At 73.0% G+C, this 16,808-nt stretch carries 14 protein-coding genes; 10 read left to right on the top strand and 4 right to left on the bottom strand.

What is annotated here, in order from left to right; genetic code table 11:
* Position 1: 1 nt before the first annotated feature.
* The 7 genes from ACIBTV_RS24120 (at position 2) to ACIBTV_RS24090 (ending at position 8,069) form a co-directional block, all read left to right on the top strand.
* A complete protein-coding gene (locus ACIBTV_RS24120; RefSeq protein WP_396708306.1) occupies positions 2 to 892 on the top strand; it encodes a carbohydrate ABC transporter permease in 891 nt (296 codons plus the stop codon).
* Positions 889 to 3,117, top strand: coding sequence for an alpha-xylosidase (yicI, locus tag ACIBTV_RS24115; protein ID WP_396708304.1), 2,229 nt, complete (start codon positions 889 to 891; stop codon positions 3,115 to 3,117). Before ACIBTV_RS24120 ends, yicI begins: the two co-directional genes overlap by 4 nt.
* Complete coding sequence (locus tag ACIBTV_RS24110) at positions 3,114 to 4,511, top strand: GH1 family beta-glucosidase (protein WP_396708302.1); 1,398 nt, start codon at positions 3,114 to 3,116, stop codon at positions 4,509 to 4,511. Before yicI ends, ACIBTV_RS24110 begins: the two co-directional genes overlap by 4 nt.
* A gap of 137 nt (positions 4,512 to 4,648) precedes the next feature.
* Entirely contained in the window at positions 4,649 to 5,353 is a 705-nt protein-coding gene (locus ACIBTV_RS24105) for a hypothetical protein (protein WP_396708300.1), read from the top strand.
* 188 nt (positions 5,354 to 5,541) lie between these two features.
* Positions 5,542 to 6,024, top strand: a complete 483-nt coding sequence (locus ACIBTV_RS24100; protein ID WP_396708298.1) for a helix-hairpin-helix domain-containing protein — start codon at positions 5,542 to 5,544, stop codon at positions 6,022 to 6,024.
* On the top strand, positions 6,021 to 7,040 hold the full coding sequence (locus ACIBTV_RS24095; RefSeq protein ID WP_396708296.1) for an OmpA family protein: 1,020 nt from the start codon (positions 6,021 to 6,023) through the stop codon (positions 7,038 to 7,040). The genes ACIBTV_RS24100 and ACIBTV_RS24095 overlap by 4 nt, the downstream gene beginning before the upstream one ends.
* Before the next feature lie 84 nt (positions 7,041 to 7,124).
* Positions 7,125 to 8,069 carry an NAD-dependent epimerase/dehydratase family protein gene (locus tag ACIBTV_RS24090; RefSeq protein ID WP_396708294.1) on the top strand — a complete coding sequence of 315 codons (945 nt, stop codon included), beginning with the start codon at positions 7,125 to 7,127 and terminating at the stop codon, positions 8,067 to 8,069.
* A gap of 59 nt (positions 8,070 to 8,128) precedes the next feature.
* Here ACIBTV_RS24090 and ACIBTV_RS24085 read toward each other — a convergent pair whose 3' ends face one another.
* From ACIBTV_RS24085 to ACIBTV_RS24075, 3 genes are all read right to left on the bottom strand, one after another.
* Positions 8,129 to 8,269, bottom strand: coding sequence for a hypothetical protein (locus tag ACIBTV_RS24085; RefSeq protein ID WP_396708292.1), 141 nt, complete (start codon positions 8,267 to 8,269; stop codon positions 8,129 to 8,131).
* 305 nt (positions 8,270 to 8,574) lie between these two features.
* Positions 8,575 to 9,060, bottom strand: a complete 486-nt coding sequence (locus ACIBTV_RS24080) for a hypothetical protein (protein ID WP_396708290.1) — start codon at positions 9,058 to 9,060, stop codon at positions 8,575 to 8,577.
* Positions 9,061 to 9,156: 96 nt separating this feature from the next.
* Positions 9,157 to 10,464, bottom strand: a complete 1,308-nt coding sequence (locus ACIBTV_RS24075) for an FAD-binding oxidoreductase (protein WP_396708288.1) — start codon at positions 10,462 to 10,464, stop codon at positions 9,157 to 9,159.
* 80 nt (positions 10,465 to 10,544) lie between these two features.
* Here ACIBTV_RS24075 and ACIBTV_RS24070 point away from each other — a divergent pair, with 80 nt between their 5' ends.
* Positions 10,545 to 10,904 (top strand): STAS domain-containing protein, encoded by a 360-nt coding sequence (locus ACIBTV_RS24070; RefSeq protein WP_396708286.1) that lies wholly within the window; start codon positions 10,545 to 10,547, stop codon positions 10,902 to 10,904.
* On the opposite strand, the gene ACIBTV_RS24065 is transcribed toward ACIBTV_RS24070, so the two are convergent.
* The gene (locus ACIBTV_RS24065) at positions 10,818 to 11,795 is read right to left on the bottom strand and encodes a sigma-70 family RNA polymerase sigma factor (RefSeq protein WP_396708284.1); all 978 of its coding nucleotides are present in this window, start codon (positions 11,793 to 11,795) and stop codon (positions 10,818 to 10,820) included. The genes ACIBTV_RS24070 and ACIBTV_RS24065 overlap by 87 nt on opposite strands.
* 164 nt (positions 11,796 to 11,959) lie before the next feature.
* Between ACIBTV_RS24065 and ACIBTV_RS24060 the strand changes: the two genes are divergently transcribed.
* Positions 11,960 to 12,778 (top strand): alpha/beta fold hydrolase, encoded by an 819-nt coding sequence (locus ACIBTV_RS24060; RefSeq protein WP_396708282.1) that lies wholly within the window; start codon positions 11,960 to 11,962, stop codon positions 12,776 to 12,778.
* 367 nt (positions 12,779 to 13,145) lie between these two features.
* Complete coding sequence (locus tag ACIBTV_RS24055) at positions 13,146 to 16,802, top strand: AAA family ATPase (RefSeq protein ID WP_396708280.1); 3,657 nt, start codon at positions 13,146 to 13,148, stop codon at positions 16,800 to 16,802.
* Positions 16,803 to 16,808: the final 6 nt, after the last annotated feature.

Raw genomic sequence — 16,808 nt, 5'->3', positions numbered from 1 at the left:
CATGGCCGTCACACTCACACCGGCCGAGCCCGCGGTGACCCGCCGCTCCCGGCCGGTCCGCGACCGCCACCACCGCGGCGCGAGCCGCTGGGTCGTCCTCGCCCTGGTCACCCTCGGCGCGCTCGTCATGCTGGTGCCGTTCGCGTTCATGCTGCTCAACGCGTTCAAGTCGCCCGGGGACTACTCGACCGGCGGGCCGCTGAGCTGGCCGTCGGAGTTCTACACCAAGGGACTGCGGACCTACTGGACCGAGGTCGACTTCCCGCTCAAACTCTGGAACTCGGCGCTCATCGCGGGCTCCGTCGCGGTGCTCGGCGTCGTCGTGTCGCTGCTCAACGCGTACGCCCTGGGGATCGGTCGGGTCCGCGGCCGGCTCTGGATCGTCGGTCTCTTCCTGCTGGCCAACATGCTGCCGCAGGAGGCGCTGATCTACCCGCTGTACTTCGTGGCGAAGCAGGTCGGCCTCTACAACACCCGGCTCGCGGTGATCATCATCTTCACCGTCATCCAGAGTGCGTTCGGCACCTACCTGCTCGCCTCGGTGCTCGGCACGTTCCCCCGCTCCCTGCTGGAAGCGGCCTCGCTGGACGGCGCCGGCAAGTGGACGGTCCTGTGGCGGGTGGTCTTCCCCAACCTGCGCCCGACCCTCGCGGTGCTGCTCATCTTCTTCTTCATCTGGACCTGGAACGAGTTCCTCATCCCGCTGGTCATGCTGATCGACAACTCCACGCAGACCATCCCGGTCGCACTCGCCTCGTTGCAGGGCGACCGGTTGATGGACGCGCCGACCACCAACGCCGGCGCGCTGATCAGCCTCGTACCGGCGATCCTCTTCTTCCTCATCTTCCAGCGCACCCTCTCGCGCGGCATCACGGCAGGAGCCGAGAAGTGAAGTTCACCGACGGGTACTGGCAGCTACGACCGGGAGTCACCGTGCTGCGCCCCGGCGTGGTCGAGTCGGTCGAGCCCGATGACCGGGAGTTCACAGTCTTCGCACCCACCGGCCGGATCCCCGGCCGGGGTGGCACCCTCAACCGGCCGGTCGTCACCGCCCGGTTCTTCTCCCCCGCCCCCGGCGTCGTCGGCGTGACCATCGCCCACCACCTGGGCGGCACCCCGAAGCTGCCCGCGTTCGCGCTGAACGGCGGCGGCGAGCACCCCGTCACCGTCGACGTCACCGGCGTCACCGCCACCCTGACCACCGGCGAACTCACCGCCCGGGTCGCGCTCGTCGACGGCTGGCGGGTCGATTTCCTGCACGGCGAGCGGCTGCTCACCTCCTCCACCGAACGCAGCGTCGGGCTCGTCACCGACGCCGACGGCCGCGCGCACGTCCACGAGCGGCTCGGCCTCGACGTCGGCGAGACCGTCTACGGCCTCGGCGAGCGGTTCGGCGCGTTCGTCAAGAACGGGCAGACCGTCGACATCTGGAACGCCGACGGTGGCACCGCCAGCGAGCAGGCGTACAAGAACGTGCCGTTCTACCTGAGCAACCGCGGCTACGGCGTGTTCGTCGACCACCCCGAGCACGTCTCGTTCGAGGTCGGCTCCGAGGTGGTGTCGCAGAACCAGTTCAGCGTCGAGGGGCAGACCCTCACCTACTACCTCATCGACGGGCCCACCCCGAAGGACGTGCTGCGCCGCTACACCGCCCTGACCGGGCGGCCCGCCCGCGTGCCGGCCTGGTCGTACGGGCTCTGGCTGTCCACGTCGTTCACCACCTCGTACGACGAGAAGACCGTCACCGAGTTCATCGACGGGATGGCCGAGCGGGACCTGCCGCTGTCGGTGTTCCACTTCGACTGCTTCTGGATGCGGCAGTACCACTGGGTCGATTTCGTCTGGGACCCGGCGACCTTCCCCGACCCGGAGGGGATGCTGCGCCGGCTGCACGAGCGTGGCCTCAAGGTCTGCGTGTGGATCAACCCGTACATCGCCCAGCGGTCCTACCTGTTCGAGGAGGGCCGCCGCGCCGGCTACCTGGTCCGCCGGGCCGACGGTTCGGTGTGGCAGTGGGACAAGTGGCAGGCCGGCATGGCGCTGGTCGACTTCACCAACCCGGACGCCGTGGCCTGGTACACCGGCAAGCTCAAGGCGCTGCTGGACATGGGCGTCGACTGCTTCAAGACCGACTTCGGCGAGCGCATCCCCACCGACGTCGTCTGGCACGACGGGTCGGACCCGCAGCGGATGCACAACTACTACACCCACCTCTACAACCAGGCGGTCTTCGAGCTGCTGGAGGCCGAGCGCGGCGAGGGTGAGGCGGTACTGTTCGCCCGCTCGGCCACCGCCGGCGGGCAGCAGTTCCCGGTGCACTGGGGCGGCGACTGCGAGTCGACGTTCGTGTCGATGGCCGAGTCGCTGCGCGGCGGCCTCTCCCTGGCCGCGTCCGGCTTCGGCTACTGGAGCCACGACATCGGCGGCTTCGAGGGCACCCCCGACCCGGCCGTGTTCAAGCGGTGGATCCCGTTCGGGCTGCTCTCCTCGCACTCCCGGTTGCACGGCTCCGGCTCCTACCGGGTGCCGTGGGCCTTCGACGAGGAGGCCGTCGACGTGCTGCGGCACTTCACCCGCCTCAAGATGAGCCTCATGCCGTACCTGGCGGCGGCCGCCGAGGAGGCGCACCGCGACGGGGTGCCGATGATGCGCCCGATGGTCGTCGAGTTCCCCGACGACCCGACCGCCGCGTACCTCGACCGGCAGTACATGCTCGGCCCCGACGTGCTCGTCGCCCCAGTGATGGACGCCGACGGTGAGGTCACCTTCTACGTGCCCGCCGGCACCTGGACGCACCTGGTGACCGGCGCGCAGCTCACCGGGCCGGCCTGGGTGACCGAGAAGCACGAGTTCGACAGCGTGCCCGTGCTGGCCCGTCCGGGCGCGGTGATACCGTTCGGCGCCCGCGCTGACCGGCCCGACTACGAATGGGCCGACGGGGTGCGCCTGCGGCTCTTCGCTCCGGCGGAGGGCCAGCGGACCCGGGTGCGGGTGCCGTCGCCGGACGGGCCCGGCGCGGAGTTCGAGGTGCGCTACCAGGACGGCACGGCAACCGTCGACCTGGTCGACGGCACCTCGACGGGCTACGACTGCGAGGTACAGGGGGTACGGCGATGACGGAAAACGTCTTTCCGGAGAGCTTCGTCTGGGGCTCGGCCACGGCGGCCTACCAGATCGAGGGCGCCGCGACCGAGGACGGCCGGGGACCGTCCATCTGGGACACCTACAGCCACACCCCGGGCCGTACGCTCAACGGCGACACCGGCGACGTGGCCGCCGACCACTACCACCGCTTCACCGAGGACCTCGGCCACATCGCCGACCTCGGCCTCGACGCCTACCGGTTCTCGATCTCCTGGCCCCGGGTCCAGCCCGGCGGCTCCGGCGCCTTCAACCGGGCCGGCCTCGACTTCTACTCCCGGCTCGTCGACGGGCTGTTGGAGCGCGGCGTACGCCCGGTGGCCACCATGTACCACTGGGACCTGCCGCAGGAGCTGGAGGACGCCGGCGGCTGGCCGGTGCGGGACACCGCGCTGCGGTTCCAGGAGTACGCGGCCGGCATCGTCGAGGCGCTCGGCGACCGCGTCCACACCTGGACCACCTTCAACGAGCCGTGGTGCTCGGCCTACCTGGGTTACGGCTCCGGCGTGCACGCCCCGGGTCGCACCGAGCCGGCGGCGGCGCTGGCCGCGGTGCACCACCTCAACCTCGCGCACGGCCTCGCCGGGCGGGTGGTGCGGGAGCTCGCCCCGGCCGCCGAACTGTCGGTCACGCTGAACCTGCACGTCATCCGGCCGGCGTCGGACTCCGCCGCCGACCGGGACGCCGTGCGGCGCATCGACGCGCTGGCCAACCGGGCGTTCCTCGGCCCGATGCTCGACGGGGCGTACCCCGCCGACCTGCTGGCCGACACCGCCGCGGTCACCGACTGGTCGTTCGTGCAGACCGGCGACGAGAAGGTGATCGCCGTGCCGCTGGACGTGCTCGGCGTCAACTACTACTCCAGCACCCTGGTCCGCGCCTGGGACGGGGTGTCGCCGCGCTCCGACGCGGACGGGCACGGCAAGTCCACGGCCACCCCGTGGGTGGGCGCCGACGACGTCGACTTCCTGCCGCAGCCCGGCCCGTACACGGCGATGGGCTGGAACATCGACCCGGCGGCCTTCACCGAGCTGCTGCTGCGTCTGCACCGGGAGTACCCCGGTCAGCCGCTGATGATCACCGAGAACGGTGCCGCCTTCGACGACGTGGTGGAGGCAGACGGCACGATCCGCGACGACCGGCGCGTCGACTACCTGCGACGGCACATCGCCGCGGTGGCCGAGGCCCGCGCCCAGGGCGTCGACGTCCGTGGCTACTTCGTCTGGTCGCTGCTGGACAACTTCGAGTGGGGCTACGGCTACGACCGCCGCTTCGGGATCATCCGGGTCGACTACGACACCCAGGTCCGCACCTGGAAGCAGAGCGCGCACTGGTACCAGCGCCTCGCCGCGACCGGCAAGCTGGAGTAGTCGACCGGCGTACGACACGACCGCGCCGGCCCGGTGGTCTCCCACCGGGCCGGCGCCGTATCCGCCGCCCGCCGGGGTCGGTTGTCGCCCGGACCTACCGTGAGGCTTCCGGGGCCCGACACACCAGGTGGGCAGCCATGCAGATCATCGAGCACAGCATCATCGGCACCCGCTCCGCCGTCATCCGCCTGCGCCGCCCCGGCAGCCGCCTGCAGATCGTCGTCTTCCCGATGCTGCACGTGGCCAGCCCGCAGTTCTACGCGGCGGTGACGGAACGACTCCGGCGCTGCGACGTGCTCGTCGTCGAAGGTGTCAGCGGCCGCTCGGTCCTCGGCTGGGCCCTCACCCTCAGCTACCGGGTGATGCCGGTCAACCGGCGCTCCGGGCTGGTCGTCGACACCATCCCGTACCGCTCGCTCGGCGTCGAGCTGATCGCCCCGGACGTCACGGCGGCGGAGTTCACCCGGAGCTGGCGGACCATGCCCCTGCGCTACCGGCTGCTGATGTGGTGCGCCCTCCCGTTCGTGACCGTGGCGCAGCTCTTCGAGGGCACCCGACGCCTGCTCTCGCCCGAGGTCGAGCTGAACGACCTGCCCACCGGCCGGGACGAGAGCTACGCCGACAGCGAGCTCACCGAGCACGCCGAGCGCACGTTCGGCGGTGACCGGGACGAGCGGGTGCTGGCGGCGCTGGGCGAGCTGATCCACACGCGCTCCGCGGAGCCGATCGACGTGGCGGTCGTCTACGGCGCCGGTCACGTGCCGGCGATCGTACGCGGGCTGGCCGACCGGCACGGCTACCGCCCGCGTACGGGCGAATGGATCACGGTGCTGGAGGCGTAGCCGTGCTCAGGATGCGACCGGCCCGGACCGGGAACGACACGACTGTCCACATAGGATAGCCGCGCCCCAGAGCCGGGGGCCGCGTGCCCGCGCGCGCCAGAGCCGCATCCGGATCCCTCGGATCACCTCCTGGCCCGCGATCGAGTCGGGCGACGCATCATCGTTCCGTTCACCTTGGAGGCCTCACCGTGGCCTGGTTCATCAACCAGTCGCTCCTCATCATCCTGGCAGCGTTCCTTCTCGGGCTGCTCGTCGGTTGGCTCGTCTGGGGCAACCGGACCTCACCACCCGCCCCGAGCGCAGCAGCGCAGGCCGCACCGGCGACCGACGGCGATCCGCGTCCGGCCGCCGGGGCCGAACCGGTCACCGAGATCGCGCTCCGGTCCACGCAGCCACCCGTCGACCGGAACGACGAGTTGGAACGCATCGAGGGCATCGGCCCGAAGATGGCCGCCGCGCTCCGCGACGCCGGGATCCGCACCTTCGCCCAACTCGCGGCCACCGACAACACGACGCGTCGCACCGCCATCGAGGCGGCCGGACTGACCTTCGCGCCCAGCCTGGTCACCTGGGGTCGACAGGCCCAACTGCTCGCCGACGGCGACGAGGTCGGCTTCGCCGAACTCACCGCGCGCCTGGTGGCGGGTCGGGACACGGAGGCCGTCCTGTGAGCCGCACGCCAGCCGACAAGGCGAAGCTCCGGCCGCTGGTGGCGCTGATCGTGGCCCTGCTCGGGCTCGTCGTCCTCGCCACCGTGCAGCAGTTCCCCAACCGGCACCGCATGGAGGTGGACCTGACCCAGCGCTCCCAGCACGCCCTGCAATCGGCCGGCCTGTCCGACGTCCGGGTCGCCTTCACCGGCCGCGACGGCACCCTGACGGCCGCCACCTCCGCCGACGCCGAGCGGGCGCTCGGCATCGTCCGGGACTTGGAGGGCGTACGGGCGGCGCAGGCCGAGGTGCCACCCGCGACGGCGACCGAGGCGCCCTCCGTGCGGTGGTCCGTGCGTGACGGCCGGGCGTCCGTCACCGGCACCGTGCCCACCGAGGCTTCCCGGGCGGCGCTGGTCGACGCGGCCACCGCCCTCGGTGTCGACATCGTCGAGAACCGGCTCGCCGTCGACGCCCGCGTCACCGACGCGGCGTTGCCCGGCCTGCCCGCCGTCCTGCACGCCCTCGGCCGGGACACCGACGGCGTACGGGTGGAACTCGGCGGCGGCACCCTGACCCTCACCGGCGCGGTCGGCTCGGAGGTCGACCGGAGCGCGGTGCTGACGGCCGCGCGGGGCACCGGCGCCACGGTGGTCGACCGGATGGAGGTTCCCGACGTCGCTCCTCAGCTGGACCGACTACCCCGGCTCACCTTCGCCACCGGCACCACCTCGCTCACCGCCGAGTCCGAGGCGACCCTGCGCACCGTGGCGAAGATCCTCACCGCCAACCCGAGCGCGCGGCTGCGCATCGAGGGTCACACCGACTCCACCGGCTCGGCCGCGTCGAACCTCGCCCTCAGCCGGGACCGCGCCACGGCCGTGCGGAACTTCCTGGTCCAGCGGTACGTGGCCGCCGACCGGCTGAGCGTCCGGGGGTACGGCGAGGCCTCCCCGCTGCTTCCGAACAGCACCGCGGCCAACCGGGCGGAGAACAGACGGGTGGAGCTGATCGTCAGCGGCGCCCCGGCGCCGTAGCGCGGAACGGGTGAACCGGGCGGCGGCACGCTCCGCACCGCTCCCGGCTTGACAACCCCATGGGTCCGGTGTGGACGATGGGACGTGCGAATCCTGGTGGTGGGTGGAAGCGGGCTGATCGGCGCGCACGTCGTGGACGTGCTGCGCGAGCGGGGCCACGAGGTGAGCACCGTGGCCCGCACCGCCCGTCCCGGCATCGACCACGTGCTCGATGTCGAGTCCGCCTCGGTCGAGGAGCTACGGCCGCTGCTCGCCGGCTGCGACGGCGTGGTGTACGCCGCCCGCACCGACGAGCAGCGGCCGCTGCGCAAGCCGATCCACCCGGCGTTCCACCGCGACATCGTCGCGCCGGTGGCGCGCCTGTTCACCGCGGCCCGTCAAGAGGGTCTGCGCCGCGGGGTCATCATGGGCTCGTACTACACCTACTTCGACCGGCTGCATCCGCAGTGGCGGCTGACGGCCCGGCACACGTACATCCGGTGCCGGGTGGAGCAGGCGCGGGAGGCACGGGCGGCGGCCGGCCCCGACCTGCCGGTCGCGGTGCTGGAGTTGCCGTTCGTCTTCGGCCGGGTCGGCGACCGGCTCCCGAACTGGGCCGGTCCGCTCGACCGGTGGGCGAGGTCCCGCACACCCCTGCTCGTCCCCGTGGGCGGGTCCGCGGCGGCCTCCGCGTGCAGCGTCGCCGAGGTCACGGTTGACGCCCTCGAGCAGGCCAGCGGCGCGGACATCCCGGTGGCGGACGAGAACCTCACGTGGCACGACATGATCGCGCGCATCGCCGAGGCGGTCGGCCGGGGACGCCGCGTCGGTCGCCTGCCGGCCGGCGTCGCACGAGCCGCCCTCCGAAGCGGCGGCGCGCTGCAGGCCCTCGGCCGGAAGGAGTCGGGCGTGAACCTCACCCACCTCGGCGACCTCCTGCTGGCCGAGCTGTTCATCGAACTCACGACCGGCCGGTCGCTCGACGCGGCGCTGCGCGAGACCTTTCCCGACACGGCGTCGCCGCACGATCGCGTGCCGCCGACGCGCTGACGCCGGCGGGCGTACGGCGACCTCACGCTGAGGCAGTTCGCGGGCGGCGTGGCGCCCCCTCAGGCGTGCAGGAGATCGAGGAAGTCGGCGGCGTCCGGGAACGGCCGGTCCTCGGCGAACTCGCCGATGTAGACGACAGCCTCCTCGTCCTGGGCGTACTCGACCAGCCGGGCAGCGAGCCCCAGAAGTCCTCCGGCCACAGCTCCCCGCCCACGCCGTAGGAATGGGCGAACGGCAGGTAGAGGCCGTCGTCGCCGTAGACGGCGTGACCGGCCGGGGTGACGAAGAGGGCCTCGTCGGTCGGCACCTCCTCGTCGGACCAGCCGAGCCCGCGCCTGGCCCGGTCGGTGACGTCCGGATCGTGCCACGGCAGATCCGCCAACCCGACGATCTGGGCGGCCAACCCCGGGTCGATGGGACACCACGCGACGTAGCTCTCGACGACGATCTCGTCCTCGTCGCCCGGCTGGTGGTCATCCGACACGGCCCCGGCTTCGACCCGACGCTAGGGCGCCCGGGTGGTCCCGGCGCCGAAAACCGGGTCGAGCCGCCGTGCCAGCCGGCTGGACAACGCCCGGGTGGCCGCGGCCACCGCCGGATACACCGCCACCGGGGCCACCATGGCCAGCGCGGCGATCACTCCGGCCAGGACGGCGACGGTGGGTGAGACGGTCACCAGCGCGACCGACACCGCGACGACCGCGGCGAGGAGCATCGCGGTCACACCGCCGACGAGCGCGCCGAGGAACCGGCCCCGACGCCGCCGGATCGCCTCCCCGAGCAGGACCGAGGGGAGCACCAGCAGCGGCACCACCACGACGCCCAGCACGGCGGCGAGCAGGACCAGCAGCGGCCCGGCGAGCGGCCCGCCGGCGTCGGAGTCGGTGACCAGGGCGTACGCGAGCAGGACGAGGTAGCCCACCAGCCCTTGCAACGTGAACACCAGCCAGGCGCCCAGCGCCCCGGCGACGTGTCGAGCGATCGCGCCCACCCTGCTCCCCCGTGCCCCGACGCGTCCGGTCGGGTGGCGCGTCGACGCTATCGCAACGGTTTCGGCCCGTGCGGAGCGGCGCTGCCGGCCCGAGCCTCACGCGGTGCCGGCAGTCGCCGCCCACCTGCCGACGGTGGCGGCGGTGGTCGTCGGCCTGCCGACGCTGGCAGCGGTCGCCGCCGGCGGAACGGCGAGGCCGGCACCGAAGACGTTCTCCGGGTCGTGGGTCGCCTTGATCCGGCGCAACGCCGCCCAGTTCCCGTCGGTGAACGCCGACGCGGTCCGCGACGGGTCGGACAGGAAATTGAGGAAGCTGCTGCCGAGGCCGGCGCGGGCCAGCGCCGCCGCCGTACGCGGCGACGCCGCCGCGTCGATGATGACCGACAGCGCGGCGTCCCGGTGCGCGGCGGCCCCGGTGTCGCGGGCGATGCGGCCACCCCAGTGACGGATCTCCACGGCGGCGTCCGGCTCGGCCACCAGCGCCGCCGCGAGGTCGTCGTCGATCGTGCGGACCTGGTCGAAGGTACGCGCGGAGGTGCCGCCCATCGCGGCCCGCCCGTATTCGACGACCCGCATGCCGTCGGCGACGACCGGTCCCGCGACCGCCCACAGCGGCGCGAGCAGGGCTCGGCCCTGGTCCGGGTTACCCGCGTACATGGCCTTGAGAACGAGCGAGCCGTCGCGGGTGAGCAGCAGCGCGGTGCTCAGCGAATCGGGCACCCGCTCGATCCACCGCCGGTAGAAGGCGATCGTCTCGGCGGCCCGTTCCCGGCCGAAGGTGACCGCGCCCGCGTACACCCGGGAGATCGGGTACAGGCGGAACTCCAGTGCGGTGACCACGCCGAAGGAGCCTCCGCCGCCGCACAACGCCCAGAACAGGTCCGCGTTGCGGTCGGCGCTCGCCGTGGTGACCGTGCCGTCGGCGGTGACGACCTGGGCGCGCAGCACGCTGTCCGCGGCGAGACCGTGACGGCGGGCCAGCCAACCCAGACCGCCGCCGAGCGTGTAGCCGGTCACGCCGACGTCGGGTGACGAACCGGAGAGCGCCGCCAGCCCGAACGGCGCGGCCGCGGCCAGCACGTCACGCCACCGGGCACCGGGACCGACGCGAGCGACGCGCCGGTCCGGGTCGATCAGGACGGAGGTCATCGCGCCGGTGTGCAGCAGCAGCGCGCCGTCGTGCGCCACGTGGGTGCCGTGACCGGTGGCCTGCACGGCCAGCGGCAGCGCGTGCCGACGGGCGGCCAGCACCGCCTGGCGTACGTCGGAGGTGTCGGCGGCCCGGACCACGACGGCGGGCCGCGGGTCGAGCGCCGGGTTGAGAGGCTTGCGGTGATCGTCGTAGCCCGGGTCGCCGGGCAGCAGGACGGGGCCGGTGGTCCGCAGGTTCTGTCGAATCGTCATGCCGGTTCGACCACCGGGTCGGCGGGAACTCATCGGTGGGCGGTGCGATGAGTTTCCCGGCTCCGCGCGGTCCTACCCAGATGGCTCACCCCACGATCGCGTTCCCCGTCGGCCCGGCGGTGACCCGGGCCGACCTTCCCGGCCTGTGCGCAGACCTCGCCGGGATGCTGCGCGGCCGACCACCCGGGGTCGTCACCTGCCACGTCACCGGCGGCTGCCGGCGCGACGTGGTGACGGTCGAGGCCCTGGCCCGGCTGACCGTGACCGCGCGCCGGCACGGCTGGCGGCTGGTCGTCGCCGGCGTCGACCCCGACCTGCGGCTGCTGGTGGGGCTGCTCGGCCTCAGCGAGGCGTTACCCGAGTCGGGCCGGCAGCCCGAACGCCGGGAACAGGCGATCGGTGTCGAGGAAGCTGGTGATCGACCCGATCCGCCCGGCTGAGAGACCCAACACGATCAGCGCCCACGGCTCGTGCCCGGAGCCGCTGGCGCTGACCCGGTACTGGCCGAACGCGGGCATCCCGTTCGCCACCACCGGCAGCAGCCGGGAGCCCCGGCAACCGCTGCCCGTGCCCGACATCCAGGCGACGATGTCGTCGTGGCCGCGCAGCCACAGCGGCACCGGCGGCATCGACAGGGTCACGTCCTCGTGCAGCAGCGTCGTGAGCGCCCGCAGGTCGTACGCCTCGAAGGCCTGCACGTAGCGCGCGAGCAGCGCCTTCTGCTCGTCGTCCATCGGCTTGTACACGTCGGCGGTGGTGTCGGCGGCGGCGAGGGTCGCGCGGGCCCGCTGGAGGGCGCTGTTGACGCTCGGCACCGACGTGTCGAGCAGGTCGGCGACCTCCTGGGCCGACCAGGCCAGCACCTCGCGCAGGATCAGCACGGCGCGCTGCCGGGGCGGCAGGTGTTGCAGCGCCGCCACGAACGCCAGGCGTACGGATTCGCGGCCGGCGACGACCTCGGCGGGATCGCTGCGCTCCGGCAGCAGCCGGCCGTCCGGCGCGGGGCCCACCCAGATCTCGTCGGGGCGCGGCTCACCCGGCCCGGTGGCGTCGCCGGACCCGGCCGGGCCGAGGTCCATCGGCAGGACCCGCCGCTGCGCGCTGGCGAGCATGGTCAGGCACACGTTCGTCGCGATCCGGTAGAGCCAGGACCGCAGCGCCGAGCGCCCCTCGAAGCGGTCGAAGCCGCGCCAGGCCCGCACGAACGTGTCCTGCACGGCGTCCTCGGCCTCGAAGACCGAGCCCAGCATCCGGTAGCAGTAGCCGGTCAACTCCGACCGGTACGCCTCCAGGTGCGCTTCGATGGGTGCGTCTGTCGCCAGGTCACTCACCTGCACCAAGGTAGTCCACGCGGGCCCGCCGGGGCGACGGTGACATGACGGCGGCAGTACCACGTCCCGGCCGCGGAGATTTTGTTGGCGCGGTGCGATGAGTTTCCGGGGACCGGCCGGTCAGTACCGGCGTCAGTTCGACCGAGAGCAGGAGGAAGCACACCATGACCGCCACCGGGATCTTCGGCAAGGGCCGGTACGCCGACGTCAACGGCGTCAATCTGTACTACGAGACGCACGGCGCCGGCCGCCCCCTGGTCCTGCTGCACGGCGGGCTCGGCTCGGGCGAGATGTTCGGGCCGATCCTGCCCACGCTGGCCGCGCACCACCAGGTCATCCTCGTCGACCTGCAAGGCCACGGCCGCACGGCCGACATCGACCGGCCGCTCGACGTGACGCTGATGGCCGACGACATCGCCGCGCTGATCGAGCACATCGACCTGCGCAAGCCGGACGTCGTCGGCTTCTCCCTCGGCGGCGGGGTCGCGCTGCAGGTGGCGATCCGGCACCCGCACCTGGTGGACCGCGTGGTCTCGGCGTCGGCGCAGATCCGCCGCGACGCCATCTACGCCGACATGCTCGCGCAGCAGGCCCAGGTGAACGGGGCGGCCGCCGAGTTCATGAAGGACACCCCGATGTACGAGCTGTACCAGCGGGTGGCGCCGCGCCCCGAGGACTTCCCCCGGCTGCTGGACAAGATCGGCGCGGCGATGGAGAAGGACTACGACTACACCGAGGAGGTCCGGGGTCTGCAGGTGCCGACGCTGATCGTCGCGGCCGACGCGGACATGGCGCCGCCGAGCCACTTCGTCGAGGTCTTCAAGCTGCTCGACGGTGGTCTGCGTGACGGCGGCTGGGCGGGCGAGAGCCGGCCGAAGGGTGGTCACGCACTGGCGATCCTGCCCGGGCTCACCCACTACAGCCTCGCGGACTCGCCGCTGTTCGCCGCGGTCACGCTCGCCTTCCTCGACCGGCGGAGCTGAGTCGGACCGGGTCGGCGGCGCGAAGTTTCCCCAGCGCCGGCCGTCCACGGTGACGACGATCCGGCCCCGGGTGGACTCGCGTCACCCGGGGCCATGTGAGCGACCGACCGGAATCGCCGCTGCCACCAGCGCCGCGGCGCCCCACCCCGGAGCCGCGCGTCCGGTGGGCATCGCGTTCCGCGCTCGGCTGCCGTCAGTGCCGCCGACCAGTGCGGCCAGGCCCCCGATCGAACCCATGTTGCGGTTACACCCTGGCCGCGGACCGACACTGACAGTCGATGCTCACGGGATCTAGGTATAGTCATCCGCGGATTGTTAGCCAATCGCTTCCGGCGGATGACAAACAACTCTCCAACCGGGGGCCGACATGGGCAGACCCGAGCGGCCGCTTGATCCCGAGGCGGGCGCCCTCCAGCAGTTCGCGCTCGACCTGCGACGCCTGCGGGCGTCGGCGGGCGGCCCGACGTACCGCCAACTGGCCCGACGTGCGCACTTCTCCGTGACCACGCTGTCGAAGGCGGCCAGCGGAGAGGTCGTGCCGAGCCTCCAGGTGACCCTGGCCTACGTGGCCGCCTGCGACGGCGACCGGGATGAGTGGACCGCCCGGTGGCACGCGCTGATCGCGGAGCTGGCGTCCGCCGAGAAGGCACCGGTCAGCGATGACCAGGGGCCGTACCGGGGAATGGCGGCCTTCCAGCAGGCGGACGCGGAATGGTTCTTCGGCCGGGAGAGGCTCGTCGCCCAACTCTGCGACATGCTCACCCGGCTCCGCTTCGTCACGGTCTTCGCCCCGTCCGGGGCCGGCAAGTCGTCCCTGCTGCGGGCGGGGCTGCTGGCCGCGGTCGCCGACGGCTCGCTCGCGGGTGGCCGGGAGTGGGTCACCGTCCTGATGACGCCCGGCGAGCATCCCGTCGACGAACTCGCGACGCGGCTGACGCGGGGGCAGGGCCAGGAGCCCGCGGCGCTCCGACAGACGTTGACCGAGGATCCGGCGCGCATCCCCACCGTGGTCGAGCGGGCTCTCGCCGACCGTCCAGCGGCCGCGAACCTGCTGATCGTGGTGGACCAGTTCGAGGAGGTGTTCACCCTCTGCCGGGACGAGCAGCAGCGGTCGGCGTTCATCGCCGCGCTGCTCGCCGCGGCGGAGGCGCCCAGGGCGCGCGTGGTGCTGGGCGTACGGGCCGACTTCTACGGCCAGTGCGCCGCGTACCCGGCCCTGGTGGCCGCCCTTCACGAGCACCAGGTGTTGGTCGGTCCGATGGACGACGACGAGCTGCGTCGCACGATCATCGGCCCGGCCGAACGGGCCGGACTGCTGGTCGACCCGGCGCTGGTGGAGGTGGCCGTGGCCGAGGCCGGCGGTCAGGTCGGCGCGCTGCCGCTGCTGTCCCACGCGCTGCTGGAGACCTGGCGGCTGCGGCAGGGCAACCAGTTGACGCTGGCCCGGTACCGCGAGGCGGGCGGCGTCAACGGCGCGATCGCGCGCACCGCCGAGCGGGTGTACGCGCAGCTCAGCGAGGGACAGCGGAGACAGACCCGGGAGATCTTCCTGCGCCTGACCGCCCTCGGCGACGGCACGGAGGACACCCGGCGGCGCGCGCCGCTCGCCGAGCTGGTGGGCGGCACCGACCCGTCGGCCGGCGCCGAGGCCCTCGGCCGGTTGACGGCCGCGCGGCTGGTGACGGCCGACGAGCAGGGCTTCACGGTGGCCCACGAGGCCCTCATCCAGGAGTGGCCCCGGCTGCGGCGCTGGCTGACCGAGGATCGCGAGCTGCTGCGCGCGCACCGCAGGCTCACCGAGGCCGCCACCGAGTGGGATCGGCACGACCGCGCCGACGGGTTCCTGTACCGGGGCGTCCAGTTGGCGCTCTGGGAAGCCCGCCCGGCGATGAACCTCAACGACCTCGAACAGGTCTTCCTGGAGGCCAGCCGCGCGCGGGACGCCCGGGAGCGGCGGGCCGGCAGACGGCGGATCACCGCCGCGCTGGCCGCGCTGGCGGCGACCGTTGTCGTGGTCAGCGTCCTGGCGGCGGTGGCGCTGGTCCAGGCGGATCGGGCGGGCGCCGAACGGGACCTCGCGGTGTCTCGACAACTGACGGTGGAGGCCGACAACCAACTCCAGATCGACCCGCGGCAGGCGCAGCGTCTGGCCACCAGGGCGCTGACCACCCGGCCGACCCTGGACGCGGAGATGGTGCTGCGCCAGGCCGCCGTCGACGACCGGCTGCGGTCGGTGCTGCCGATGGCCAACGGGGAGGCGTTGGGCGTCACGTTCAGCCCGGACGGCACGCGACTGGCGGCCACCGGCGCCGACGGCGAGGTGCGGGTCTGGACCTGGGTGGGTCGGCAGGCCACCGGTCCCGGCGTGGTGCTCGACGGTGGCCCCACGGGGCAGGTCTGGAGCCCGGTGTTCAGCCCCGACGGGGCGCGGCTGGCCACCGCCGGATCGGACGGCACCGTCCGGATCTGGCGGGTCGGGCAGAACGGCCCGCCCACCGTCCTCCGTGGGCACGAGGGCCCCGTGTGGGGGGTCGCGTTCAGCCCCGACGGTCGGCTCGTCGCCAGTGCCGGTGAGGACACCACCGTGCGGGTCTGGGACGCCGGCGGTGCCGGTGAGCCGGTGGTGCTGCGCGGGCACACCCGGCCCGCGGTCGGGGTGGCCTTCAGCCCCGACGGTCGTCACCTGGCCAGCAGCGGCCACGACAGGACCGTACAACTGTGGGACCTGTCCGCACGCTCCACCAGCCGGGTCCTCACCGGCCCCACCGACGCCACCCGGACGCTGGTGTTCAGCGCGGACGGCACCCGGCTGGCCTGCTCCAGCTCCGACGGCACGGCGTGGATGTGGCCGCTGACCGGACAGACGGCACCCGTGGTGCTGCGCGGGCACGAGGGCACGGTGGAAGGGCTCGCGTTGAGCCCGGACGAGCAGTGGATCGCCACCACCAGTGACGACCTGACCGTACGGGTGTGGAGCGCCCGAGGCGGCGGTGACCCGCTGGTGCTGCGCGGCCACACCAACCGGGTCTGGGCGGTGGCGTTCAGTCCGGACGGCTCCCGACTGGTCAGCGCGGCCGACGACGGGACCCTGCGGGTCTGGGACGCCGGCAGCGACCGTCAGGTGCTGCGCGGCCACGGCGGAGCGGTCTGGTCGGCCGCGTTCACCCCGGACGGTCAGCGCGTGGTCAGCGGCGGCGAGGACGGTCTGGTCCGGGTCTGGGACCTCACCGGCCGGGCCGAGCCCCGGGTGGTGGGCCGCCACGACGGCGACATCTACGGGCTCACGGTCAGCCCCGACGGCACGCGCGTCGCCAGCGGCGGCAAGGACGGCATCGTACGGGTCTGGGACCTGACCGGCGGACGTGAGCCGATGGTGTTCCGCGGCCACGAGAAGCAGGCCTGGATCGCCGACTTCAGCCCCGACGGTCGCCACCTGGCCAGCGTCAGCAACGACCGGAGCCTGCGTATCTGGGACGTGACCGGTAACGGGCGACCGGTCGTGCACCGGGCCGCCGAAGAGATCCGGTACGCCGCCTTCAGCCCGGACGGCACCACGGTCGCCACCGCCGGCGCGCACGGCACCCTGCAGATCTGGGACGCCTTCGGTGATGCCGCGCCCCGACTGCTGCCCGGCCACGAGGGACTGGTGTGGGCCGTGGCGTTCAGCCCGGACGGGCGGAAGGTGGCCAGCAGCGGTTTCGACGGCACCGTACAGATCCACTCGCTGACCGACGACGCGGCCCCGGTGGTGCTGCGCGGCCACGAGGGTCCCGTGTGGCACGTGGCGTTCAGCCCGGACGGGCAGTGGGTGCTCAGCTCCGGAAAGGACGGCACCGCCCGGTTGTGGCGCGCCTCGGCGGCGGCCCGGTCGGTGACCTTCACCGGCTTCGGCGCGTCCGTGGAGACCGTCGACTTCAGCCCGGACGGCGAGCAGCTCGTCTCGACCCACGACGACGGCACCGTACGCGTCTGGCCGTGCCGCGCGTGCGCCCCGGTCCGCAGCCTGCTCGCCGAGAGCCCTTAGCTGGGA

Source organism: Micromonospora sp. NPDC049366, from assembly GCF_044466625.1.
Taxonomy (GTDB): Bacteria; Actinomycetota; Actinomycetes; order Mycobacteriales; family Micromonosporaceae; genus Micromonospora.
The sequence above is the reverse complement of the archived record's forward strand: the minus strand, read 5'-3'. Positions and strand labels throughout refer to the sequence as shown.